At 60.2% G+C, this 23431-nt stretch carries 29 protein-coding genes; 20 read left to right on the forward strand and 9 right to left on the reverse strand.

Annotated features, from left to right (window positions below; all coding sequences use genetic code 11):
- The first annotated feature begins 1 nt into the window (after nucleotide 1).
- On the forward strand, nucleotides 2–877 hold the full coding sequence (locus Q4G24_RS09285; RefSeq protein WP_303366243.1) for a ParB/RepB/Spo0J family partition protein: 876 nt from the start codon (nucleotides 2–4) through the stop codon (nucleotides 875–877).
- Here the strand turns inward: Q4G24_RS09285 and hemW are convergent.
- From hemW to rph, 3 genes are read right to left on the reverse strand one after another with little or no spacing between them, the layout of a single operon-like run.
- Nucleotides 874–2022, reverse strand: a complete 1149-nt coding sequence (hemW, locus tag Q4G24_RS09290) for a radical SAM family heme chaperone HemW (RefSeq protein WP_303366244.1) — start codon at nucleotides 2020–2022, stop codon at nucleotides 874–876. The two genes, Q4G24_RS09285 and hemW, sit on opposite strands and share 4 nt — an antisense overlap.
- Nucleotides 2019–2621 (reverse strand): RdgB/HAM1 family non-canonical purine NTP pyrophosphatase, encoded by a 603-nt coding sequence (gene rdgB, locus Q4G24_RS09295; RefSeq protein WP_303366245.1) that lies wholly within the window; start codon nucleotides 2619–2621, stop codon nucleotides 2019–2021. Before rdgB ends, hemW begins: the two co-directional genes overlap by 4 nt.
- Complete coding sequence (gene rph / locus Q4G24_RS09300) at nucleotides 2618–3331, reverse strand: ribonuclease PH (RefSeq protein WP_303366246.1); 714 nt, start codon at nucleotides 3329–3331, stop codon at nucleotides 2618–2620. Before rph ends, rdgB begins: the two co-directional genes overlap by 4 nt.
- Before the next feature lie 70 nt (nucleotides 3332–3401).
- On the opposite strand from rph, the gene hrcA reads away from it, so the two are divergent.
- From hrcA to fghA, 9 genes are all read left to right on the forward strand, one after another.
- On the forward strand, nucleotides 3402–4451 hold the full coding sequence (hrcA, locus tag Q4G24_RS09305; protein WP_303366247.1) for a heat-inducible transcriptional repressor HrcA: 1050 nt from the start codon (nucleotides 3402–3404) through the stop codon (nucleotides 4449–4451).
- A 33-nt stretch (nucleotides 4452–4484) separates the two neighbouring features.
- Nucleotides 4485–4991: a nucleotide exchange factor GrpE gene (locus Q4G24_RS09310; RefSeq protein ID WP_303366323.1), complete on the forward strand. Its 507-nt coding sequence runs from the start codon at nucleotides 4485–4487 to the stop codon at nucleotides 4989–4991.
- Between the two features lie 162 nt (nucleotides 4992–5153).
- The gene (locus Q4G24_RS09315; protein WP_303366248.1) at nucleotides 5154–5912 is read left to right on the forward strand and encodes an amino acid ABC transporter substrate-binding protein; all 759 of its coding nucleotides are present in this window, start codon (nucleotides 5154–5156) and stop codon (nucleotides 5910–5912) included.
- Nucleotide 5913: 1 nt separating this feature from the next.
- A complete protein-coding gene (locus Q4G24_RS09320; protein WP_303366249.1) occupies nucleotides 5914–6588 on the forward strand; it encodes an amino acid ABC transporter permease in 675 nt (224 codons plus the stop codon).
- Nucleotides 6585–7331 carry an amino acid ABC transporter ATP-binding protein gene (locus Q4G24_RS09325; protein ID WP_303366250.1) on the forward strand — a complete coding sequence of 249 codons (747 nt, stop codon included), beginning with the start codon at nucleotides 6585–6587 and terminating at the stop codon, nucleotides 7329–7331. The genes Q4G24_RS09320 and Q4G24_RS09325 overlap by 4 nt, the downstream gene beginning before the upstream one ends.
- 65 nt (nucleotides 7332–7396) lie before the next feature.
- On the forward strand, nucleotides 7397–8524 hold the full coding sequence (locus Q4G24_RS09330) for an S-(hydroxymethyl)glutathione dehydrogenase/class III alcohol dehydrogenase (protein ID WP_303366251.1): 1128 nt from the start codon (nucleotides 7397–7399) through the stop codon (nucleotides 8522–8524).
- 57 nt (nucleotides 8525–8581) lie between these two features.
- The gene (locus Q4G24_RS09335) at nucleotides 8582–9205 is read left to right on the forward strand and encodes an ATP-dependent Clp protease proteolytic subunit (RefSeq protein ID WP_303366252.1); all 624 of its coding nucleotides are present in this window, start codon (nucleotides 8582–8584) and stop codon (nucleotides 9203–9205) included.
- On the forward strand, nucleotides 9202–9708 hold the full coding sequence (locus Q4G24_RS09340) for a GNAT family N-acetyltransferase (RefSeq protein ID WP_303366253.1): 507 nt from the start codon (nucleotides 9202–9204) through the stop codon (nucleotides 9706–9708). Before Q4G24_RS09335 ends, Q4G24_RS09340 begins: the two co-directional genes overlap by 4 nt.
- Nucleotides 9705–10538, forward strand: coding sequence for an S-formylglutathione hydrolase (gene fghA, locus Q4G24_RS09345; protein ID WP_303366254.1), 834 nt, complete (start codon nucleotides 9705–9707; stop codon nucleotides 10536–10538). The genes Q4G24_RS09340 and fghA overlap by 4 nt, the downstream gene beginning before the upstream one ends.
- 1 nt (nucleotide 10539) lies before the next feature.
- Here the strand turns inward: fghA and Q4G24_RS09350 are convergent, their stop codons facing one another.
- Both Q4G24_RS09350 and argC read right to left on the reverse strand, forming a co-directional pair.
- Entirely contained in the window at nucleotides 10540–11643 is a 1104-nt protein-coding gene (locus Q4G24_RS09350; protein WP_303366255.1) for an FAD-binding oxidoreductase, read from the reverse strand.
- The gene (gene argC, locus Q4G24_RS09355; protein WP_303366256.1) at nucleotides 11640–12545 is read right to left on the reverse strand and encodes an N-acetyl-gamma-glutamyl-phosphate reductase; all 906 of its coding nucleotides are present in this window, start codon (nucleotides 12543–12545) and stop codon (nucleotides 11640–11642) included. The genes Q4G24_RS09350 and argC overlap by 4 nt, the downstream gene beginning before the upstream one ends.
- Nucleotides 12546–12776: 231 nt before the next feature.
- On the opposite strand from argC, the gene Q4G24_RS09360 reads away from it, so the two are divergent.
- The gene (locus Q4G24_RS09360) at nucleotides 12777–13463 is read left to right on the forward strand and encodes an MOSC domain-containing protein (protein WP_303366257.1); all 687 of its coding nucleotides are present in this window, start codon (nucleotides 12777–12779) and stop codon (nucleotides 13461–13463) included.
- A gap of 24 nt (nucleotides 13464–13487) precedes the next feature.
- Here the strand turns inward: Q4G24_RS09360 and fliP are convergent, their stop codons facing one another.
- From fliP to fliF, 4 genes are read right to left on the reverse strand one after another with little or no spacing between them, the layout of a single operon-like run.
- Nucleotides 13488–14171: a flagellar type III secretion system pore protein FliP gene (gene fliP, locus Q4G24_RS09365; RefSeq protein WP_303366324.1), complete on the reverse strand. Its 684-nt coding sequence runs from the start codon at nucleotides 14169–14171 to the stop codon at nucleotides 13488–13490.
- 26 nt (nucleotides 14172–14197) lie between these two features.
- Nucleotides 14198–14452, reverse strand: coding sequence for a FliM/FliN family flagellar motor C-terminal domain-containing protein (locus Q4G24_RS09370; RefSeq protein WP_303366258.1), 255 nt, complete (start codon nucleotides 14450–14452; stop codon nucleotides 14198–14200).
- Nucleotides 14449–15000 carry a hypothetical protein gene (locus tag Q4G24_RS09375; protein WP_303366259.1) on the reverse strand — a complete coding sequence of 184 codons (552 nt, stop codon included), beginning with the start codon at nucleotides 14998–15000 and terminating at the stop codon, nucleotides 14449–14451. The genes Q4G24_RS09370 and Q4G24_RS09375 overlap by 4 nt, the downstream gene beginning before the upstream one ends.
- Nucleotides 14997–16562, reverse strand: coding sequence for a flagellar basal-body MS-ring/collar protein FliF (gene fliF / locus Q4G24_RS09380; protein ID WP_303366260.1), 1566 nt, complete (start codon nucleotides 16560–16562; stop codon nucleotides 14997–14999). The genes Q4G24_RS09375 and fliF overlap by 4 nt, the downstream gene beginning before the upstream one ends.
- Before the next feature lie 114 nt (nucleotides 16563–16676).
- On the opposite strand from fliF, the gene fliL reads away from it, so the two are divergent.
- Genes fliL through Q4G24_RS09425 form a run of 9 tightly spaced genes read left to right on the forward strand, consistent with a single transcriptional unit; the run spans nucleotide 16677 to nucleotide 23366 of the window.
- Nucleotides 16677–17147, forward strand: a complete 471-nt coding sequence (fliL, locus tag Q4G24_RS09385; protein WP_303366261.1) for a flagellar basal body-associated protein FliL — start codon at nucleotides 16677–16679, stop codon at nucleotides 17145–17147.
- Nucleotides 17144–17473: a hypothetical protein gene (locus tag Q4G24_RS09390; protein ID WP_303366262.1), complete on the forward strand. Its 330-nt coding sequence runs from the start codon at nucleotides 17144–17146 to the stop codon at nucleotides 17471–17473. The genes fliL and Q4G24_RS09390 overlap by 4 nt, the downstream gene beginning before the upstream one ends.
- Nucleotides 17466–18002, forward strand: a complete 537-nt coding sequence (locus Q4G24_RS09395; protein WP_303366263.1) for a MotE family protein — start codon at nucleotides 17466–17468, stop codon at nucleotides 18000–18002. The genes Q4G24_RS09390 and Q4G24_RS09395 overlap by 8 nt, the downstream gene beginning before the upstream one ends.
- Nucleotides 18003–18011: 9 nt before the next feature.
- Nucleotides 18012–18878, forward strand: coding sequence for a flagellar motor stator protein MotA (gene motA, locus Q4G24_RS09400; RefSeq protein ID WP_303366264.1), 867 nt, complete (start codon nucleotides 18012–18014; stop codon nucleotides 18876–18878).
- On the forward strand, nucleotides 18875–19153 hold the full coding sequence (locus Q4G24_RS09405; RefSeq protein ID WP_303366265.1) for a hypothetical protein: 279 nt from the start codon (nucleotides 18875–18877) through the stop codon (nucleotides 19151–19153). Before motA ends, Q4G24_RS09405 begins: the two co-directional genes overlap by 4 nt.
- A complete protein-coding gene (locus tag Q4G24_RS09410; protein WP_303366266.1) occupies nucleotides 19134–21215 on the forward strand; it encodes a flagellar biosynthesis protein FlhA in 2082 nt (693 codons plus the stop codon). Before Q4G24_RS09405 ends, Q4G24_RS09410 begins: the two co-directional genes overlap by 20 nt.
- Entirely contained in the window at nucleotides 21212–21952 is a 741-nt protein-coding gene (locus Q4G24_RS09415) for a flagellar biosynthetic protein FliR (protein ID WP_303366267.1), read from the forward strand. Before Q4G24_RS09410 ends, Q4G24_RS09415 begins: the two co-directional genes overlap by 4 nt.
- On the forward strand, nucleotides 21952–23013 hold the full coding sequence (locus Q4G24_RS09420; protein WP_303366268.1) for a flagellar biosynthesis protein FlhB: 1062 nt from the start codon (nucleotides 21952–21954) through the stop codon (nucleotides 23011–23013). The genes Q4G24_RS09415 and Q4G24_RS09420 overlap by 1 nt, the downstream gene beginning before the upstream one ends.
- Nucleotides 23007–23366: a hypothetical protein gene (locus Q4G24_RS09425; RefSeq protein ID WP_303366269.1), complete on the forward strand. Its 360-nt coding sequence runs from the start codon at nucleotides 23007–23009 to the stop codon at nucleotides 23364–23366. Before Q4G24_RS09420 ends, Q4G24_RS09425 begins: the two co-directional genes overlap by 7 nt.
- Nucleotides 23367–23431 lie beyond the last annotated feature (65 nt).

The raw sequence follows: 23431 nt of genomic DNA on the forward strand, positions 1-23431 counted from the left end.
TATGACCAAGGATAATCGCAAAGATAAACGCGCTCTTGGTCGCGGTCTTTCGGTGCTGATGGCTGATGTCGATTTGATTCCTGACGTGCAGGCCGCCCGTCGTGATAAGCTGCCCATCGAACAAATCCTGCCCAACCCGGACCAGCCCCGCCGCGAGTATGATCCAGAGCAGCTTCAGGAACTTGCCAGCTCGCTCCGTCATAAAGGCGTACTTCAACCGCTGATCGTTCGCCCGCATCCGACCGACGAAGGGTTGTTCCAGATTGTCGCCGGCGAACGCCGCTGGCGCGCAGCACAGCTTGCACAATTGCATGAATTGCCAGTGATTATTCGAGAACTTGATGATCTCGAAGTTCTGGAAATCGCAATTATCGAAAACATCCAACGCGCCGATCTGAACGCGATAGAGGAGGCTGCGTCCTATCGTCAATTGATGGATCGTTTCGGCCATACGCAGGAAAAGCTGGCCGAGGGCCTGAATAAAAGCCGCAGCCACATCGCCAACCTGTTGCGCCTGCTGAACCTGCCAAATCAGGTGCAGGGCTGGGTCAAGGATGGCAACCTCAGCACCGGCCATGCGCGTGCGTTGATTACGGCGACTGATCCGACAGCATTGGCCCGCAAGGTGATCGAAAAAAAGCTATCCGTTCGCCAGACCGAAGATCTGGTCCGCAAACAAGCGGAACCAACGCAGTCCAAACAGCGCAAATCCCCGATGCAGGAGGATGCTGACACCCGCCAGCTTTCTGCGGACCTCAGCGCGCAGATCAAGATGCAGGTGCGGATTCGTCATGCCGGGCAGGATGGCGGTGAAGTCACCATTCGCTATCGTAATCTGGATGAGCTTGATAAGCTTTGTCAGGCGCTTGGTGGTTAAGCCAGCAATTCCCGCAAAATTGCATTCAATACCGGGCGGCCTTCGGTCGTGACAACCAGCCGCCCATCTTGCACCTGAACCATTCCCATGGCGTCGAGATCGCGCAGCCGCGTTTCAGGCAAGGGTCCGGCCAGCGCCGCATAACGGTCCAATGAAACACCTTCACGTAAACGCAAGCCCATCAGCAATAGCTCGGTTGCCCGCTCATCATTCGGCACGGTTTCGCGCAGCACCTCAGCATTTCCGGCCTCTGCCCGCGACAACCAATCATCCGGTATTTGCGCGGCCTCGGTTGCCCAGCGTTGCCCAATCGTCAGCCGCCCATGCGCCCCCGGCCCGACAGCAGCCCAATCGCCCTGCCGCCAATAAATCAGATTATGCCGGCTTTCCGCCCCAGCTCGCGCGTGGTTAGAAACCTCGTAGGCAGGCATTCCCGCCGACTCGCAGATTTCCTGCGTGTCGAAATACATATCCGCCGCCAGATCGTCCGACGGCAAGCCCCGCAGCCCGCCAGCAGCGTGACGGCGGCCAAAGGCGGTCTCTGGCTCGATGGTTAACTGGTATAGGGACAGATGGTCCACGGCCATATCCAGCGCCTGACGCAATTCAGACTGCCACATATCGCGGCTTTGGCCCTGTCGTGCATAGATCAGATCAAAGCTGACCCGACGAAAAACCGATCGCGCAATATCAAACGCCTGCCGCGCTTCTGCGACCGAATGCATCCGCCCAAGCGCCCGCAAATCATCGTCATTCAGCGCCTGAATCCCCATCGAAACCCGGTTTACCCCAGCATCCGAGAAGCCACGAAACCGGCCTGCCTCGACACTGGTCGGGTTCGCCTCCAGCGTGATTTCGATGTCATTGGCAAAACCCCAAGCCGCACGGGCAGCGTCAATCACTGCCGCAACAGTTTCAGGCTGCATCAGCGAGGGCGTTCCCCCGCCGAAAAAGATACTGTTCAGCACGCGCCCCGGCGTTTCTGCCGCCTGCCGGGCGACTTCGGAAACCAGCGCCTGTGACCAGCGTGCATGATCTACCGAACCGGCAACATGGCTGTTGAAATCACAATAGGGGCATTTTGACGCGCAGAAGGGCCAATGCACATACAGCCCAAACCCGCCCGCACGCCAGTCCTCAGTCACAGCGCGGCTTTCAGCTTTGCCACGGCATCGGCGCGATGGCTGATGCGGTTCTTTTCCTCGGCCGGCATCTCGGCAAAGCTCACATCATAACCCGCAGGCACGAACATCGGATCATACCCATGACCCTGCGCCCCGCGCGGCGGCCAGACCAGATGACCTTCGGCCTTGCCTTCGAACAGTTCTTCATGCCCATCCGGCCATGCCAGAACAAATGTCGCATGAAAAGCTGCCGTCCGAGGCTCTGCCGCCCCCCGCGCTTCCAGCTCGTCCCAGGTGCGCTGCATCGCCAACCCGAAATCCCGGCCCGAAGGCGTCTCGGCCCAATTTGCCGTATAAACCCCCGGCGCACCGTCCAGCCCATCAACGCAGATCCCGCTGTCATCGGCCAAGGCAGGCAAGCCGGTCGCTGCAACGGCAGCCCGTGCCTTGATCCGGGCATTACCGATAAACGTATCCTCCGTTTCTTCGGGTTCGGGCAGGTTCATCTCAGCGGCGCCGACGACCTCAATGCCATAGGGGGTCAGCATTTGCCGGAACTCCTCCAGCTTGCCAGCATTATGGGTGGCAATCAGCAACCGCTTTTCGGTCAGCCTCCTCATGCGACGGCTGCCTTTTGTGCGGCGACCAGCTCGGCCACGCCCTTTTCGGCAAGGGCCAGCATCGCCTCCATCTCGGCGCGGGAAAAGGTCGCGCCCTCGGCAGACATCTGCAATTCCACCATGCGACCGGCGCCGGTCATCACGAAATTGCCGTCGGTCCCGGCCTCGCTGTCCTCGGCATAATCCAGATCCAGCACCGGCTGGCCTGCATAGATGCCGCAAGACACGGCCGCAACGTGATCCATGATCGGATCGCTGCTGATAATTCCGGCCTTCAGCAGCTTGTTCACTGCCAGCCGCAGCGCCACCCAGCCGCCGGTAATCGAGGCGCAGCGGGTGCCGCCATCGGCCTGAATCACGTCGCAATCCACAACGATCTGCCGCTCGCCAAGGGCCACCCGGTCCACACCGGCCCGCAGCGACCGCCCGATCAGGCGCTGGATTTCCACCGTGCGCCCGCCTTGCTTGCCCGCCGCAGCCTCGCGCCGGGTGCGGCTGTTGGTGGCGCGGGGCAGCATCCCGTATTCTGCCGTCACCCAGCCAAGCCCCGAACCTTTCAGAAACGGGGGGCAGCGGTCCTCGATGGTGGCGGCACAAAGCACCTCGGTTCCGCCAACGCGGATCAGGCAAGAGCCTTCCGCATGGCGCATCACCCCGGTTTCAATTGAAATCGGGCGCATTTCGCTTAATTCTCGTGCAGAGGGGCGCATGTCTTGATCCTTTCACTCGCTTAGGGTCAGTTACAGGCGCAAAGCCTATTCTTTCAACCCCGGACGACGCATGAGTGACAGCCTGCTGACCGAACTGAACGACCGCTCGCGCGAGGTGTTCCGTCGCGTGGTCGAGGGCTATTTGCAGACGGGGGAACCAGTCGGTTCACGGACATTGACGCGACAACTGACAGAAAAGCTGTCGGCGGCGACGATCCGCAACGTGATGCAGGATCTTGAGCTGATGGGCCTGCTGGACAGCCCGCATGTGTCGGCGGGACGCCTGCCGACGCAACTGGGGCTGCGGCTGTTCGTTGATAGCGTCATGGAGATCGATCCGGTGGCCCCGCAGGATCGTGCTGCGCTGGAGCAGACGCTTGGTGCGGATGGCGACACGGGCGCGTTGCTGGATCGGGTCAGCACTGCGCTGTCCTCAATGACGCAGGGCGCTTCGCTGGTGCTGATGCCCAAGCACGAAGCCCCGGTGCGGCATATCGAATTTGTCAGCCTTGCGCCCGATCGTGCGCTTGTGGTGCTGGTCTTTGCCGATGGGCATGTTGAAAATCGCCTGTTCACCCCGCCGGTCGGGCAAACCCCATCCTCGATGCGCGAAGCGGCGAACTTCCTGAACGCGCTTGCCGAGGGCCGCACCCTGTCCGAATTGCGCAGCCGTATGGCGCAAGACATCAGCCGCCATCGTCAGGAACTGGACGTTCTGGCGGCTGAAATGGTCGAATCCGGTTTGGCCCTATGGGATGGTGTTGCCGAAGATGCGCGGCTGATCGTGCGGGGCAGGGCCAATCTGCTGGACCATCAGGCCGCTGATCTGGACCGCATCCGCAGCTTGTTCGACGATCTGGAACGCAAACGCGACATTGCCCGCTTTCTGGAACTGACCGAAACAGGCGAGGGGGTGCGCATTTTCATCGGCTCGGAAAACAAATTGTTCTCACTTTCCGGTTCCTCTTTGGTGGTTTCTCCTTATATGAACTCTGACCGCAAAATCGTTGGCGCGGTTGGGGTGATTGGTCCGACCAGGCTGAACTATGGCCGGATCGTGCCGATTGTCGATTACACCGCGCAGCTTGTCGGGCGGATGCTGTCCGGCCGGAAAGGATGAAAAATGAATGACCCGCTGAACCCGATGGATGACATGCCCGAAGTGCCGCTGAATGACCCGCTGGCCGATCCGGCGGATGAGATTGAGCGCCTGACCGCCGAGCGGGACGATTTTCACAACAAGTTCCTGCGGGCGCTTGCAGATGCCGAAAATGCCCGGAAACGCGCAGATAAGGAGCGCCGTGATGCTGAACAATATGGCGGCAGCCGTCTGGCCCGTGACCTGCTGCCGGTCCATGATGCGCTGCACCGCGCCCTGTCCTCGGTCCCCGAGGATCAGCGCACCGTCGCCCCGGCCCTGATCGAAGGGATCGAGCTGACCCTGCGCGAGCTGTCGAACGTCTTTGGCAAGCACGGCATCACCATCCTGTCGCCGCAGGTTGGCGACCGTTTCGACCCGCAGCACCACGAAGCCATGTTCGAGGCCCCGCTGCCCGGCACCACGGCGGGCGATATCATTCAGGTCATGGAAAACGGCTTTATGTTGCATGACCGGCTGCTGCGCCCGGCCAAGGTCGGGGTCTCATCGACCCCTGCATAAGCGCACAACAATTTTCTGATTCAGGCGGGACAGGGGGAACCCTGTTCCGCTTTTATCGTTCCATGACAGCAGATTTCGTTCGTTTTCGGTAATGACTGCAATCTGCCCTTGCGGTGGCCTGCTTGCGATAACATCTACCCCGCAACTGAACAGGAGGTTGATATGACCCGTAAACTTCTGGCTGCTCTGGCCCTTATCGCGGCAGGTATCAGCCCTGCCGCCGCCGATACGATCCGCGTTGGCATGTCTGGCGGATACTATCCTTTTACCTTTGTCCGTGCCGATAAGCTGCAAGGGTTCGAGGTGGATCTGATGAATGCCATCGGTCAGGAAACCGGCCATGATATTCAGTTTGAAACCATGTCCTTTTCGGGCCTGATCGGTGCGCTGGAGTCGGGCCGTATCGACACGGTTGCCAACCAGATCACCATTACCCCCGAGCGTGAGACGAAATTCGCTTTCAGCCAACCTTACGTCTATGACGGTGCGCAGATCGTGGTGCAGCGCGGCAACCCCAAGGGGATTACCGGCACCGATACGCTGTCGGGCAAGTCGGTCGCGGTCAACCTTGGCTCGAATTACGAAGAACTGCTGCGTAAGCTGCCCAATGCCGGCGAAATCGACATCCGCACCTATGAATCGAACTTGCAACAGGATGTATCGCTGGGCCGGGTTGATGCGCTGGTGATGGACCGCGTGTCCACCGGCCAGGTGATCGCCAACAGCCCGCTGGCGCTGGAACAAGCGGGCGAGCCGTTTGATGAAATCCGCAACGCGCTGCCGTTCCGCAATGACGAAGCGGGTCGCAAGCTGCGTGATGAGGTTGACGCTGCCATCACCCGCCTCAAGGAAAACGGCACGCTGGCCGAGATTTCCAAAAAATGGCTGAATGACGACGTGACCAAGCCGCTGGCGGACTAAGATGCAGCCGCTCGACACTGGCTATATGATCGAACTTGTGCCGATCATTCTGGGCTATGTGCCGAAAACCATGGCCATGGCCGGTGTCGCCATGGCCTTGGCGCTGGTGCTGGCGGCGGGGCTGGCCATTATCCGGGTGCTGAAAATCCCGGTGCTGGACCAGATAACCGGCGTCTTCATCAGCTTTTTCCGTGGCACCCCGCTGCTGGTGCAGCTGTTCCTGTTTTACTACGGCCTGCCGCAACTCTTGCCGACCCTGACCCGGATCGACGGGATCACGGCGGCGGTGATCGGCCTGACCCTGCATTTCGCGGCCTATATGGCGGTGTCCATTCAGGCCGCCATCACCGGCGTTGACCGCAGCCAGTGGGAGGCCGCCGAATCCATCGGTATGACGCGCGGCCAGATGCTGCGCCGGATCATCCTGCCGCAAGCTGCCCGCATCGCCGCGCCAACGCTGCTGAACTATTTCATCGACATGATAAAATCGACCTCGCTGGCCTTTACGCTTGGTGTTACCGAGATGATGGGCGCCGCGCAGAAAGAAGCGGCAGGCAGCTTCCTCTATCTGGAATCCTTCCTTGTCGTGGCGATAATCTACTGGATTTTGGTCGAGGCGCTCAGCCTTGTGCAGCGCCGCCTTGAAACCCGTCTGCACAGGGCCTTTGCGCGATGAAAACCACCTGCGAGATCAGTGCAGAAAAGCTGCGCAAATCCTTTGGCGCGAATGTGGTGCTGAATGACATCGACCTGTGCCTGAAGCCGGGCGAACGGGTGGCGATCATCGGCCCTTCAGGCACCGGGAAATCGACGCTGCTGCGCTGCCTGAACTTTCTGGACCGCCCCGATAGCGGCATGATCCGCATTGGAGATCTGGCCGTCGATGCCGCCCGCGCCAACCGCGCCGAGATTCTGGCCCTGCGTCGGCGTACCGGCTTTGTGTTTCAGAACTATGCCCTGTTTGCCAACAAGACCGCGCGGCAGAACATCACCGAAGGTCTGGTCACGGTGCGCGGCGTGCCGCAGGCGGATGCCGATGCGCGGGCGACACAAATCCTGCAACAGATCGGCCTTGCCGACCGTGGCGACAGCTATCCCGCGGCGCTTTCGGGCGGCCAGCAACAGCGCGTCGGCATTGGCCGGGCGATGGCGATGGGGTCGGAACTGCTGCTGTTCGATGAACCCACCAGCGCGCTTGACCCGGAATGGGTGGGCGAGGTGCTGGACCTGATCCGCGCCATTGCGGATGGTCGCCAAACCATGCTGATCGTCACGCATGAAATGCAGTTCGCCCGCGAAATCGCGGACCGGATCATCTTCATGGAGGGCGGCCGCATTGTTGAACAAGGCCCGCCCGAGCAGATCTTCGACGATCCGCAGGACGAACGCACCCGCGCCTTTCTGCGCCGGGTTTCCTGACAGGCGGCTTGCCTGATCTGCGCTTATGCTTGAAACTGGTCTAAACGCGCATCAGGAGAAAGCACATGAGAACCCGCGCCGCCGTTGCTCTAGAGGCCGGAAAACCGCTTGAAATCATGGAAGTGAACCTCGAAGGCCCCAAGGCCGGCGAAGTTCTGGTTGAAATTAAGGCCACTGGTATCTGCCACACGGATGAGTTTACCCTGTCCGGTGCCGACCCCGAAGGCATCTTCCCCTCGATTCTGGGCCATGAAGGTGCCGGTGTGGTGGTCGAGGTTGGCCCCGGTGTCACCAGCGCCAAACCCGGCGATCATGTCATTCCGCTTTACACGCCTGAATGTCGTCAATGCGCATCCTGTCTGTCGGGGAAAACCAACCTTTGCCACGCGATCCGCGCAACGCAGGGGCAGGGGCTTATGCCCGACGGCACCACCCGGTTCAGCATGTTGGACGGCACCCCGATCCGGCATTACATGGGTTGCTCGACCTTCTCGAATTACACGGTCCTGCCGGAAATCTCGGTTGCCAAGGTGCGTGAGGACGCGCCCTTCGACAAGATCTGTTATATCGGCTGCGGCGTCACCACCGGCATTGGCGCGGTGATCTATACCGCCAAGGTCGAGGTTGGCGCCAAGGCGGTGGTCTTTGGCTTGGGCGGGATCGGGCTGAACGTCATTCAGGGCCTGCGTCTGGCCGGGGCCGACATGATTATCGGCGTGGACCTGAATCCGGCGAAAAAGGACATGGCCGAACGCTTTGGCATGACCCATTTCATCAACCCCTCGCAGGTGGAAAATACGGTTCAGGAAATCATCAACCTGACAAAAACCCCCTTCGATCAGATCGGCGGCGCGGATTATTCCTTCGACTGCACCGGCAACGTCAATGTGATGCGTCAGGCGCTGGAATGCACCCATCGCGGTTGGGGTCAGTCCATCATTATCGGCGTGGCCCCGGCAGGTGCCGAAATCAGCACCCGCCCGTTCCAGCTTGTGACGGGCCGCGTCTGGAAGGGTTCGGCCTTTGGCGGTGCGCGGGGCCGCACCGATGTGCCGAAAATCGTTGATTGGTATATGGAGGGCAAGATCGAGATCGACCCGATGATTACCCACACCCTGAAGCTGGATGAGATCAACAAGGGTTTTGACCTGATGCACGCGGGCGAATCCATCCGCTCGGTCGTCATTTACTGATCCGCTTGAACAGAGTAGCGTGCGGGCAACGAAATGCCCGCACGAAAGGACGAACCCATGCCGCATTGGCTTGACGACGAAGACGAGGACGACCGCCGCGAAGAGGGTGGCAAGGATGGCGGGCTTGGTCTTCCCGAGGGGGACAAGATCGGCAAGCTCTATTTCAAATCGCGCACGGTGATTGTCGCCGGGCCGATCAATGACAAGCTGGCGCAGCGCACCGTTGCGCATCTGCTGGCCTTGGCCGAGGACAGCGACAAGCCGATCAACATGCTGATTTCTTCGCCCGGCGGTCATGTGGAATCGGGCGATATGATCCATGACGTGATCAAGTTCATCCGCCCCACGGTTCGGACCATCGGTTCCGGCTGGGTTGCCAGCGCCGGGGCGCTGATCTTTGTTGCAGCGAAAAAGGAAAACCGTTTTTGCCTGCCGAACACGCGCTTCCTGATCCACCAGCCGTCTGGCGGAATCGGCGGCACCTCGTCCGATATGATGATTCAGGCCGAGCAGGTCCGCCTGATGCGTGACCGTCTGAACCAGATTTTTGCGGATGCTACCGGGCAGACGCCGGAGCGGATCGAGCAGGACACCCAGCGCGACTTCTGGCTGAACACGCAAGAGGCGCTGGATTATGGCCTGCTTGGTCGGGTTATCACCAGTGTGGATGACCTGAAATGAATACGCTTGTGATCCGCCCCGCCACGGTTGCGGATCACGACGCGATCTGGACGATCCTCCGCCCGGTTTACCGCGCGGGGGAAACCTATTGCATCCCGCCTGACATCACTCGTCAGGACGCGCTGGACGACTGGTTCGCCGCACCTTTCACTGCCTTTGTTGCGGAATTGGATGGCCAGATCCTTGGCACCAGCCATGTCGGGCGCAACCGGCCCGGTCCGGCGGCGCATGTTGCCAATGCCAGCTTTGCCACCGCCCCGGCGGCGCGTGGCAAGGGGGTGGCGCGGGCGCTGGTCAATCACGCAAAGGATTGGGCGCGTGGGCAGGGGTTTCGGGCGATGCAGTTCAATTTTGTCGTCTCGACCAATGCCGATGCGGTGCATTTGTGGCAAAGCGTCGGTTTTCAGATCGTCGGCACGCTGCCGGGTGCGTTTTGCCTGCCCTCGGGTGATTATACCGACGCCTATGTAATGTTTTGCGCGTTTGCAGGAGGAGCGGAATGACCCTTGATACGATCAGCGAAAACCGCAGTTTCGGCGGCACGCAGGGCGTTTATCGCCATAAATCGCAGGCCACCGGCACCAATATGACCTTTGCCGTTTACATGCCGCCCGCCGCAGAGCGCAGCCGGGTGCCGGTGCTGTTCTATCTGTCGGGTCTGACCTGCACCCATGAAAATGCCATGACCAAGGCCGCCTCCCAACAATGGTGCGCCGAGGCCGGTATTGCCATTGTCTTTCCCGACACCAGCCCGCGCGGCGAGGATGTGGCAGACGATCCCGCCTATGATCTGGGGCAGGGCGCGGGGTTTTATGTCAATGCGACGCAAGACCCGTGGAAGCCGCATTTCCAGATGTGGCATTATGTGACGCATGAGCTGCCCGAGCTGGTCAGCGATAATTTTCCCATCGATCGCGACGCCATGGGCATTACGGGTCACTCTATGGGTGGCCACGGTGCGTTGACCATTGCCATGACCCTGCCTGAACGGTTCCGCAGCGTCTCGGCCTTTGCGCCGATTGCCAACCCAACCGCCTCGGACTGGGGCCGCAAGCAGTTGACGGCCTATCTGGGTGCGGATGAATCCACCTGGGCGGCGCATGACGCCACCCTGTTGATGCGCCAGCGCGGCTATCCGGGCGAAGTGCTGGTCGATCAGGGCAGCGGCGACCAGTTTCTTGATCTGCTGAAGCCTGAATCACTCTCCCATGCAATGGCCGAGCGCCGCCAGCCCGGTCAGTTCAGGATGCAGCCGGGTTACGATCACAGCTATTTCTTTGTGCAAAGCTTCATCGCTGAGCATATCTTCTGGCACGCCGAACGGCTGGCCTGATTTACACGGCCCGCAGTGCCGCGCGATCTGGTGACAGCGCCTGAACCACGCTGTCGGGCAGCGTCGGGGTGCGTCCAGAAATCAGATCCGCAGCCAGTTGTGACAGCGCCGGGGCCGTCTGAATCCCATAACCGCCCTGTCCGGCCAGCCAGAAAAAGCCTTGAGCATCAGGCGCAAAACCGACAACCGGGGTGCGATCCGAAACAAAGCTGCGCATCCCAGCCCAAGTGTGTTCCACCCGCGTAACCTCGATCGTTACGGCCTGTTGGAAACGGTCGATCCCCTCGGCCAGCACCATGTCATCGGCCCAGACATCATGCGGATCAACGGGGTCTTCCTCGGCGGCTGAAATCATCAGCTTGCCAGCATCAGGCTTGGCGTAAAAGCGTTCGCTGGCGCTGACAAACATTGGCCATTTCGTAATGTCATACCCGTCAGGCGCCGGGATCAGGCAGGCGGTGCGGCGCATTGGTTGCAACCCGACCGGGGTCACAGCCGCCATTTCTGCCAGCTTATCGGCCCAGCCGCCCGCCGCGTTGACCACGACCGGAGCCTGATAGGTTTTGCCCCCTGCCGTGACATGCCACAGCCTGCCATCAAAACGGATTGCCTCGACCCGAACGCCGGTTACGATCTGTCCGCCCCGCTGGCGCAACAGCCGGGCAAAGCCTTGCAGCATATGGTCAACGTCGATGTCCTCGGCATCATGTTCTATGGCTGCGGCCGCGATCCGTTCCGGGCGCAGAATCGGCACATAGCGCAGGGCCTCTGCTTCGTTCAGTCGCTCAATCCCGCGACTGCCAGCCAGATAGGATTCAAAGGCATCCAGCTCATCCGGGGCGGCGACAATCAATTCGCCGCGCGGTGATAAAAGGCTGAAATCACTGACGCCCTCCGGTTGTTCCAGAAAAGACACCGAGGCAAAGTTCAATTCCCGCAGCACCGGCCCGCCATAGTTGCGCACCATCAGCGCAGCACTGCGTCCGGTGGAATGATACCCCATCGCCGATTCGGCCTCCAGCACTGTAACCTGCGCATCGGCAGCGATGCGCGCAGCGGCGCTGATCCCGGCCATGCCACCGCCGATTACCAGAACATCACTCATAGCCCGGCCCCTTCATCCGCGCCGATCATCAGGTTCAGGTTCTGAACCGCGGCGCCTGAAGCCCCTTTGCCCAGATTGTCCAGAACCGCGACCACCGTGGCGCAACCTTTTGCATCATCGCCCTGAACTGAAATCGTCAGCATATTTGTGTTGTTATGTGCCGTCGGAATGATCCGCGCCCCTTCGGTTGCCACCACGCGCATAAAGCGACGCCCTGCATAATGTGCCGCCAGCGCGTCATGCAGATCAGAAATCTTGCGACCGTCCAGATGCAGCGGCACCTGAACTGCCATGCCTTGTGCGAAATTGCCGACAGCAGGGGCAAAAACCGGCCGTTTTTCCAGCCCCGAATACCGCATGATTTCGGGCAAATGTTTGTGGCCCTGTGTCAGCCCATAGATAAAATGCGCCGGGGCCGTGCCGCTTTCATATTCCGCGATCAGCTCCTTACCGCCACCGGTATAACCGCTGACGGCGTTAATCGAGATCGCCTCATCCCTTGCCACCAGTCCGGCGGCAACCAAAGGTGCCAGAATCGCAATGCTGCCAGTGGAATAACAGCCGGGATTGCTGACCCGCACAGCTTTGGCAATCTGCGCTGATGCGTTTGGGGTCAGCTCTGGAAATCCGAAAACCCACGCAGGATCAACCCGATGCGCGGTCGAAGCGTCGATAAAACGCACGTTCAGTCCTTTGGCCAGCGCGACGGCTTCTTTTGCGGCGGCATCTGGCAGGCACAGGATGGCCACATCGGCTTCGGCAAAAGCCTCAAGCCGGGCGCTGGCCTCCTTACGGCGGGCCGGATCAATCTGGATCAGCGTGATATCATCGCGCCCGATCAGGCGATCGCGGATTTGCAGACCTGTCGTGCCAGCTTCGCCGTCAATGAAAACCTTTGCCATAAGCGCCTCCTGTTTGGTTTTGCATAAACCTGCGCTTTGCTCATTTCAATCAATGCAACGAATATTCAGGGGGGCGTGGGATATATGCCGCCGCTCATGTTCCGGGTATATACACCCGGACATAAAGGACGGGTGCCAGTTCCGGGCCTGCTGAGACAATCGGAAGCATTTTCACCACAGCGGGTTTGCCTAAGATAACGGCAGCACGGACAGGTCAGAGGGATGTTCGGGATGGCGGTTTTCACGGTAACGCAGTTGCGCATTGGCAAAGCGGTGCCTTTTGGGCCGCAGGGGCAGGTGTCAGCGATTGATAAACAGCCGCAGGCTGGGGTGCTGTGGCTGGGTCGGCTTGGGTTTGCGGGCGATGAACAGGGCGATCCATGTCATCACGGCGGGCCGGACAAGGCGGTTCACGCCTATAGTGCTGCGCATTATCCGTTGTGGGCCGCCGATCTGCCGCAGGTTGCCGCGCATTTCCGGCCCGGCGGTTTTGGGGAAAATCTGGTGATCGAAGGAGCGGATGAAACCAGCATTTGCATGGGGGACCAGTGGCAACTTGGCGCCGCCATTCTTGAGGTCAGTCAGGCCCGCCAGCCGTGCTGGAAACTGAACCTGCGCTTTGCTCTGCCTGATATGGCGCGGCGGGTTCAGGCCAGCGGGCGCACCGGCTGGTATTTCCGGGTTTTGCGTGAAGGGCAGGTCAGTCCCGGCACGGCCCGGCTGCTCTCCCGCCCGTATCCAGACTGGTCGCTGGCGCGGGTTTTGCGCCTGCTCTATCGTGACACGCAGGATTTTGCTGCGCTGTCGGATTTTGCGGCCTTGTCCGGTCTGCCTGAAAGCTGGCGCAAACTGGCTGAGGCCCGGCTGCGCAATCGTCAGATCGAGGATTGGCGGTCCCGGCTGGACACACCGGTTTGATACAGGAGGCATCATGCTGTGGTTCTATCCCTGATAGGACCGCACAAGGGCCTCGGAAAGCAGCGCCCAGCCATCCACCGCGACGAAAAACGCCAGTTTGAACGGCAGCGAGACGATGGCGGGCGGCACCATCATCATCCCCATCGACATCAGCACCGCCGACACCACAAGGTCGATAATCAAAAAGGGCAGGGCGACAAGAAAGCCGATTTCAAAGGCACGGGTGATTTCCGACAGCATGAACGACGGCATCAGCACTGACAGTGGAACCTCGGGTGTGATGTCGCGGCGGGCAACTTCGGCAAGGCCGGTGATAATACCGGGGTCGGTGCGCAGTTCCATGAAAGCGCGGAACGGAACGATGCCGCGCTGGAATGCTTCGATCAAACCGATATTGCCCTGTTGCAGCGGTGCGCCGGCGATGATCCAGGCGTCGGTCAGGACCGGCTCCATCACGAACCAAGTCAGAAACAGGGCCAGCGCGATGATCAGCATATTCGGCGGTGACTGTTGAAGCCCAAGCGATTGCCGCAAGATTGACAGGACGGTGACGATAAAGGGAAAGCACGTCACCGTAACCGCCAGCGCCGGAACCAGCGACAGAACGGTCATGGCGACGACCATCAGCACCGCGTTCTGACCCATGCCCGAAGTGATCTGATCCAGCCCCGCCAGATTTTGCGCCAATGCCGCACCGGGCAGCAGCATCAGCAGGATTGCTGCACCCGCCCACGTCACGCGCTGGCCGCCTGACCCAGAATACGGATCGCCAGCTTGCCGTCGGCTTCGCTGCGGACGATCTCGCCGCGGGCAATGATGCGCTCACCGATGCAAAGCTCGACACCATCTTCGATGCCCTGAGCCAGCGGCAGCACATCATCCGCCCGCAATGCCGAGATTTCACCAACGGATAACACCGTTGCACCAAGGCGGATCGAGACTTCGACCTTGATGTGATCGGTCAGGATCAGAGATTCGATATCGTTCATGCTGCGTCCTCGGTGATTTTGCGAATGATTTGTTTCAGCGAAGCAATGACATGGGTGGCGTCAAAGCCGACCGTGCCGCCGGGCAGGCTAAGCTCGGCCGACAGCGCATCGCCGTCGTGGATCTCGATATGCGGCAGGTCGACTCCCATCCGGGCCTTCAGGGCGGTGGCAACCCCCTGACTGCAGCGGATCGACAATCTGCCCGGATCAACCTGCCGGGCGGTGATCGAGAACTGTTGCGCTACCGCCTCAGACAGCCGCGCGACAGAGCCGCTGACGATGCATTGATCTATGATGGCACCAAGCGCCGGGGCGATAGTTTGCATCAGCTTCAGGCGCTCATCCCGGATGTGATCCTCGATCTGGTCCAGCCGGTCCGAGTGGGCCGTGATCTGTTCCAAAAGCCGCGCTTCGATACTGTGCATGGCCTGTCGCTGGCCATGTTCACGGCCCTGCTCAAAGGCCATATCCAGATCGTCCTGCCCGAAAACGGGCGGCAAGGTCGCGCGGCGGGCGAAACTTTCTGCCCGGAAGGGGGTAATGCTCATTTCGCGGTTTCCTTATCTCCAAGCCAGCTTGCCAGCAGTTTCAGACTTTCTTCGCGCCGCTCACTCATCAGTTGTTTCATGCGTGCGACCGGATCATCAGGATCGGTTACACCGATGCCGAAATCATCCGCTGCCATGGCCATCATCGGCATGTCGGGCGCGTCGCCGGGGGTGAAAATATCCATCTGCTCGCTGTCGATTGCAGGTGCTGGCGGGGTGCTTTGGTCAAGAACAGCGGGCTGCATGTCGCCACCGCGCGCCTTTGCGACCGAACGCATCAGCAGCAGACCGATCAGAAGGGTAAAGATGCCGACCAGCGCGATCTTCGCCAGCGTGTTCAGGTCCAATGATGAAATCAGCCCGCTGGGTTTCGCCAGCGTCCCCGAGCCGCTGAGATCGGCAAAGGGCAGCGATTTCACCGTGATCTGGTCCCCGCGTTCTTCATCAAAACCCACGGTCGAGGCGACCAGTTCGCGCATTACCGTTAGTTCCGCTTCCGGGCGCGGGGTGATTTGTCCGTCCGTCACCGTGCCATTCACCAGAACGGCAACGCTCAGCCGCCGCGTTGCGCCGGGCTGGCGGGAAATCTCTCGGGTCAACTGGCTGACCTCAAAATTTGACCGCTGCCGGTTTGCGTTGCTGGCCGAGCTGTTGTCCGCCCCTTGTGTATTGGTGCCTTCGGGCAGGTTCGAGGCCGCCGTCACCGGGCCGCTGTTGGCCATGCTGCTTTGGTCACTGGTTTCCTCGATTTCCTGCGAGACCAGCGCCCGGCTGTCGGGGTCATAGCGATGTTCGCGGATCAACTCGCTTTCGGTAATGACATCAAGGTTGACCTCGACAATCGCATTGCCCGGCCCGACATGAGATTCCAAAAGCCGCTCGACGTTTGATTTCAGCTCTTGGGCGCGGCTGGTGCCGTCGGTCTCATTGCTGGGCGAGACCACGCCATTATCGGCATCAATCACCGTCACGCTGTCCGGCAACATGCCTGGTGCGGCAGATGAAATCATATGCTTCAATGCCTTGGCCTGCTCGGATGTTACCGGCCGACCATTCGTCTGGATCGTCACCGAAGCTGTCGAGGGCGTGTTGCGCCGGAACCCACGGCTGTTCGAGGCCGCCAGATGCACCCGCGCGGTTTTCACATTGGGCAGCGCCAGAATCGTGCGGGCAAGTTCGCCCTCTTTTGCGCGCCAATAGGCCGCGTCAAACATCTGCGAGGTGGTGCCAAAGCCCGAAATCCCGTCCAGCAGCTCATAACCCGCACCGCTTTGGGACGGTAGATTCTGGCCGGCAAGCTCCAGCCGCAGCCGGTCGCGGCTGGCCGATTCAACATAAATCGAATCGCCCCGCACCTGATATGGCACACCTGCCCGCTCGACCGCGGAAACGATTTCTCCGGCTTGTTTCGATTCCAGCCCGGAATACAAAAGGGCGTATTCCGTGCGGTTCGCCAGCGCCGTCAGGGCCAGAATCCCCAGAAAGGTTGCCGCAAACGCTGATATAAGGATCAGTTTCTGCTGCTGGTTTCGTTCCCGCCAATAGTCCTGCAATTTTTGCAAAACCTGTTCCTCCGAATCGCTTTGCTTCTCGTCAGAACCGTCATTGCACAGCGGTCGTTAAATATTCGTTAGTGCGATGCTGATATTTCCGATTTGCATGATCGGAGAATCACCATGATCGAAGACACCATTTCTGATGAGGGCCAGCCGCGTTCCCGGCGCGGAAAATTGATGCTGGTGGGGGCCACGATATTGGCGCTTGCCGCCGGATTCGGGTCTGTATTTGCAGGCATCTGGGCGCCATCCGCACTACTGAAAAATCAGATCCAGACCACGCAGGCACAGCCGCAGCCCGAGTTTGTTGCTGTGCCGGATATTGCCATTTCTCTGCCGGGCGATCCGATTCGCTACCTGCTGTTGAAAGCCAGCTTGCAGGTGCCAAAAGGCCGTGCGGCAGAGGTTCAGAAAAAAATGCCCCGCCTTTCAGATAGTTTTAACCTTTTTCTGTCAAACATCGACCCTGCCGCATTTCAGCGTCGCGGCATTTTGGAAATCGTTCGTGCCGAATTGCTCACGCGCGGCCGCTTCGTTCTGGGCGCTGAAAACCTGGAGGATGTTCTGGTGACGGAGTTTCGCTTGCAATGATGATCGCGGATTATGTGCAAATGCTGTTGGTGCCTGCGATGGCGGCTTTGGCGGGTTATTGTGCGCTGCTGTCGCGGCGGGTGCGCAAGCTGAATGATCTGGAAGGCGGGCTTGGTGCGGCCATCGCGGTTATGACCATCGAGGTGGATCGGCTGGAAGGCTCGATTCGTGCTGCGCGCACCGCCGCGCGTGGCGAGGCCGAGGCGCTGGAATTGCAACTGCGCAAGGCGAAAGCTGCGACCGAACGCCTGGAGCGGCTGACCGCGCTGTCAGCCCCGCTGCCGCGCCCCCTTCGCCGTCGCCGCGAGGAGAAAGCCGATGCGTAAAGGGATACTGGCCGGTTTTGGCCTGATTTTCGCCGTTGGTGCGCTGGCCGAGGTGCTGCCCATATCGCAATGGCGCCCCTCTGCCGCCTTTGCCGAGGCCCCGGATTTTCTGCGCGGCTGTGAGGATGTCCCTGAGGCGATTGCACTGATGGATACCTATAAGGACCGTCTGGTTCAGATGCAGCGTTACGGCGATACGCTGGCCCGGCGAGAGGCCGAAATCGAGGCGCAACGGGCCGAGCTGACGGCGGTTCTGGTGCGTTTGCAGGCTGCAAAGGATGCCGCGCCGAACCGACGCAATGATCACGAGGCCGTTCGGGCCGACATTGATCGTCTGGTCTCGGTTTATGATGCGATGAAGCCGGATGAGGCCGCGCGTGTCCTGACCAATCTGCCTGCGGATTTTGCGGCTGAAATCCTGATGCGTGTGCGTCCTGAAACTGGGGCGCGCATTGTCGCTGCGGTCGAACCGCGCCAGGCGGCGATCCTGACCACCCATATGGGCGCCCGCCATCTGGCCAAACGATAGGAAAATCAAATGTTTGGAATGATCGGAATTGTTGTGACCTTTGCGATGGTCTTTGGCGGCTATCTGTTGGCCGGTGGTCATCTGGAGGTGATTCTTTATTCGCTGCCCTATGAGATGATGATGATTGGCGGGGCGGCTGTCGGGGCGTTTCTGCTGTCGAATGACAAGTCGGTGCTGAAACAGACGCCGAAATCTCTGGTCAGTTGTTTCAAGGGGCCGCGCTGGCACCATCAGCACCATGAACAGGTGTTGTGTCTGCTGTTCCAACTGCTGCGGTTGGCGCGTGCCAATCCGGTCGAGCTGGAGGAGCATGTCGAAAACCCGCAGGAATCCGAGATTTTCTTGGCCTATCCTGATATTCTGGCTGACGAAAATGCCGTGACGCTGATTACGGATACGTTGCGCTCAGCCAGCCTGAACTATGACGACCCCTACCAGGTGGAAGACATGCTGACTCGCCGCCTGTCTACTATGCGCGACGAAGCGATGCATGTCCCCCATGCCTTGCAGACGACCGCCGATGCGCTGCCTGCACTTGGGATTGTTGCGGCTGTGCTTGGGGTTATCAAAACCATGAGTGCTATTGATCAACCGCCTGAAGTTCTTGGAAAAATGATTGGCGGCGCGTTGGTCGGCACTTTTCTGGGGGTGTTTCTGGCCTATGGTTTCGTGGCTCCGCTGGCACAGCGTCTGGCTGCGATCCGGCGTGAGGAGATGAACTTTTATGAGGTCATCAAGGCCGTTCTGGTTGCCGGGTTGCACCAGCACGCAACCAACCTCTGCATCGAGGTTGGGCGTCAGGCAGCCTCGGACCACGCCCGCCCCAGCTTCGTCGAGGTCGAGGAAGCTCTGCGTGAGGTCAAGAAAGCAGCATGAGGCTGGTGTTGATTCTGACGGTTTTGCTGGCTGTGCCTGCTGCGGCCGATGATTTGGCGGATTATCGTGACCGTGCCACGCAGCGCCTGCTGGATGGGCAATCCCTGCCACCGGATTACAGGTTCGAGCTGATGCGGATGCCACCGGCACAGCGCTTTGAAGCCATCGTGTTCCTGCGCCGCTCGGGCCTGCTGACGGGACCGGGCTGGATCGCCGAAGACCTGCTGAAACCCGCCCAAGCCGGAGAATCCGACGGTGCAATTGTTCAAGACTGATCTTGGCCCGAATATCCTGCGCTCGCTGGCGATGACCGGGGGGCTGGTGGTGATCGTCCTGTCGATGGTCATTCCTATTCCTGCGGGGATGCTGGATGTCGGTATTGCCATTTCCATTGCCACCGCCACGCTGGTGCTGGTCATGGCCTCTTTGGTTGAGAAGCCAACGGATTTTCAGGCTTTTCCGGTGCTTTTGCTGGTCACGCTGCTGATCCGCCTGTCGCTGAACGTGTCCTCGACCCGGCTGATCCTGACTGAAGGCCATACCGGCCCGGATGCGGCGGGGATGGTGATTAACGGCTTTGCGGCCTTCGTCGCGGGCGGTTCGCTGATGGTTGGGTTGACGGTGTTTGGCGTGATTACTGTGGTTAATTTCATGGTTATCACCAAAGGTTCGGGCCGCATGGCCGAGGTTTCCGCGCGTTTTGCGCTGGATTCGCTGCCGGGCAAGCAGCTTTCGATCGACGGTGACCTGAACTCGGGCGCGATTGACCATGCCGAAGCCAAGGCGCGTCGCGACCGTGAGCAGAAAGAAATCAGCTTTTTCGGCTCGCTTGATGGTGCGTCAAAGTTTGTCAAAGGCGATGCGATTGCCGGGCTGGTCATCACCATGATTAACCTTCTGGTCGGGCTTGGCGTCGGGATTCTGGCACATGGGATGCCGGTTGGTGATGCGATGTCCACCTATTCGCAACTGACCATCGGCGATGGTCTGGTCAGTCAGATTCCATCGCTGATTACCTCAATGGCGGCGGCGCTGCTGTTGTCGCGGGGCGGCACGACGGATGCCACCTCGGATCTTCTGACGCGGCAGTTTACCTCGAACTGGCAGGCTCCGGCGGTGGTGGCCGGGGCGATGCTGTTGATGGCGGTGGTGCCGGGGATGCCCACGCTTGTGTTTGTGACCATGGCTGCTGGTTTCGGAGGATTTGCCTGGTGGGTCGCACAGCGTCCGAAACCGGCTGCGCAGCCCGATCACCCCGAGACAGCGCCTGTTGCCGCGCCCAAAAATGAGTTGGCCGAAGCTCTGGATACTGACGAACTTGCGGTCGAGATCGCCTCGGATCTGATCGTTTCCGCTATGGATGAGGGGCGGGGACTGGCGGCACGGATCGGCAATCTGCGCATGTTCATCGCGCGTCGATTCGGTATTATATTACCAGATATTCGCATTACGGATGGCAATGGCTTCGCCAGCGGTCACTATGTCATTCGGGTGAACGGTGTGGTGCGCGGTCGGGGCTTTGTGAAGCCGCATGAGGTTTTGGCCCTCGCCTCGCCTGAGGTTCTGGCCAGTCTTGGCGGCCAGCAGCTGCGCGAGCCGGTCTATAACAGCCCGGCCTGTTGGATTGCGACTCAGGAACAGGAAATTGCGATGGCGAGTGGTGCCACGGTGGTGACGGCTATCGAGGTTTTGTCCACGCATCTGATGGAGATTGCCAAGAACCACCTGTCGGAGTTCCTGAATCAAGCCACACTGATGCGTCTGGTCGAGGAGTTGAAAACGGTTTCCGACCCGAAACGCGCTGAACGCCACAAACGCTATTTCGAGGCGATGATCCCCGATAAGGTTGCGCCCGAAAAGCTGTTGTTGGTGCTGAAAAACCTGCTGGATGAACAAATCTCGATCCGCAATCTGCCGCAGATCGTCGATACCATGGCCGAGTTTCGCCAAATTGAGCAGATGGACCTGTTGACGGAACTGGTGCGCAAACGGCTGCGCGGCCAGATTACCCAGCAATTTGCCGACCCGGATGGCAAGCTGCATATTATTAACCTGCATCCGAAATGGGAAACGCGGATGGTGCAGGCGGAATCTGATCCGGTTGGTTCTGATATGCCTGCACCGGCGCTGGGGCCGCAGCTTGCCGATGCGCTGAAACAGGCGATGGGTGATCAGCGGGCCACGGGCCGAGAGGTCGTTCTGGCGGTGCCGGATCATCGCCGCCGGATGGTGCGGTCAATCTTGTCCTCGCAGAATATGGGCATCCCGGTTCTGGGGCTGGAGGAGATCGACCCCGCCGCCTCGCTGGAACTGGTCGGTCAGGTCGAGGCCGCATGATCTGGGATGACCTTGCCCGGCTGGTGGCCCTTGTGGACCCGGCACTGATCGGGGTTCACCTGCGCATCTTGGGGTTTCTGATGACGCTTCCGGGCTATGGCGAGCGGCTTTTGTCGGTGCGGTTACGGGTCTCGGTGGCGTTGGTGCTGACCCCGCTGCTGGCCGGGTCGGTTGCGGCCCCGGTGGCTGAAACCGGGTTGCTGGCGCTGGCGGGCATGAACCTGCTGGTCGGGATTGCCAACGGGTTACTGGTACGGTTGCTGGCCATGTCGCTGAGTATCGCGACCTCGGCCATTGCGGCGACGGCATCCCTGTCGCAAATCCTTGGGGGCCCAAGCGAGGCTGCGCCGCATCCCATCGGCAACTTCTTTCACCTTGCCGGGCTGGCGATGCTGATGGCGATGGGATTTCCAATTTTCGCGGCCGATCTGATGGTGCAGAGCTTTGAACTCTGGCCGCTGGACAGGGTTGTTTCGGCGCAAACGATGGGCGAATCTGGCGCGGCACTGGTGGTGCGCAGCTTTACGCTGGCGATGCTGCTGGCCTCGCCCTTCATTCTTGGCGGTTTGCTGTATCAGTCACTGGCGGGGGTGGTGTCGCGGGTTATGCCATCCCTGCCGATTGCGTTGATCGGTGCGCCGGCCTCGATCCTGCTGGCGTTGATTGCGCTGGCCGTGCTTGGTCCTGCGATCCTTGGCGTCTGGTCCGACCGCATCTTCGATTACGGGCTGCCCTGATGGCTGAGGACGAAGATAAGCAATTCGAACCAACCGAACAGCGTCTGCGCAAGGCGCGTGAGGATGGCGACATTCCCCGCTCGACCGAGGTTAATGCGGCGTTGGCCTATATCGGCCTGGCAATTGCGCTGATGGTGGTCATGCCGTTCTTCTTGCGTGCATGGCTGCCGATGGCGGGTCGTGCCATGGGGGACGAAGGCTGGCCAGAGATCGGAGCCTTTGATCTTGCGCGCGCGCTGGCAGGTTTCGCAGGCGTTGCCGTGCTGGCACTGGTGGCGATTCCGGCGCTGATTATTCTGGCGGGGATCACCGCGCAGCGCGGCTTTGCGGTTTCGACCAAAAAGCTGAAGCCGGATATGAAGAAGCTGAATCCGTTCAGCAATGCCAAGAAAAAGTTCGGGCCGTCAGGGCTGGTGACATTTGCCATATCGGCGGGCAAGGCAATCGCGGTCGGGGTTGGCGGCTGGTTTTTGTTTCGCTCGCTGCTGATCCTTTTGTCGGAAACCGGCTTTATGGGTGAGCGGCAATGGCTGTCCGCGACAGGGCTGATCCTGATGCGTGTTCTGGCGCTGGCGATCACCATTTCGGTGGCTTTTGCGGTGATCGACCTGTTCTGGAAGCGGCGTGAGCATCTGAAAAAGCTGCGCATGTCGCGCAAGGAAATGCAGGATGAGCATAAGGACTCCGAAGGCGACCCACATCTGAAACAGCAGCGGCGGCAGAAGGCGGTGGAAATCGCGACCAGTTCAATGCTGGCGGATGTGGCCAAGGCGGATGTGATCGTGGTGAACCCGACGCATTATGCGGTGGCGCTGGAATGGAAACGTGGCAGCGGGCGGGCGCCGGTTTGCGTGGCAAAGGGTGTCGATCAGGTGGCCGCGCGGATACGCGAAAAGGCAGGGGAGCATCAGGTGCCGATCTGGTCTGATCCGCCTTGTGCGCGGGCGCTTTATGCGACGGTGGATATTGGTCACGAAATCCATCCCGAACATTTCGCGGCGGTTGCTGCGGCAATCCGCTTTGCCGAAGCGATGCGGGAAAAGGCGCGGAAAGGATGGTAAACAAAGCTGAAAAACTGGCGCAACTGGCCAAGGCCGCCAAGCTGCTCAGCGATATGGAACTGCGCAAGTTTGCAGCATTTCGCCAGAATATGCAGGTGCTTGCACAGCAGGGCGGGCAGATTCAGGGTCAGCTTGACCGGGTGTCGGGCCGCGCGGTTCATTCTCTTGCTGATCTGCGCGAGGTGATGGGCGCGACTCAGCGGCTGACGCTGGCGCAGATCCAGACGCAGGCCGAGATCGCCCGGCTGACCCCTCGGTTCGAGGCGATGCGCAGCCAGTCTGCCCGCGCCTTTGGCCGGGCCGAAGTGCTGCGGCAGATGGCCGAGGCCGAGCGGGGGCAGCGCAAAGGGTGATAGGGCTAACGGGTTGGACAGGGCTGGAACGACCTGTTACCCCTTGGCGACCATCAGGGGGGACG

Origin of the sequence: Paracoccus sp. (in: a-proteobacteria), assembly GCF_030538695.1 — a bacterium.
In the GTDB taxonomy this organism is placed as follows: domain Bacteria; phylum Pseudomonadota; class Alphaproteobacteria; order Rhodobacterales; family Rhodobacteraceae; genus Paracoccus.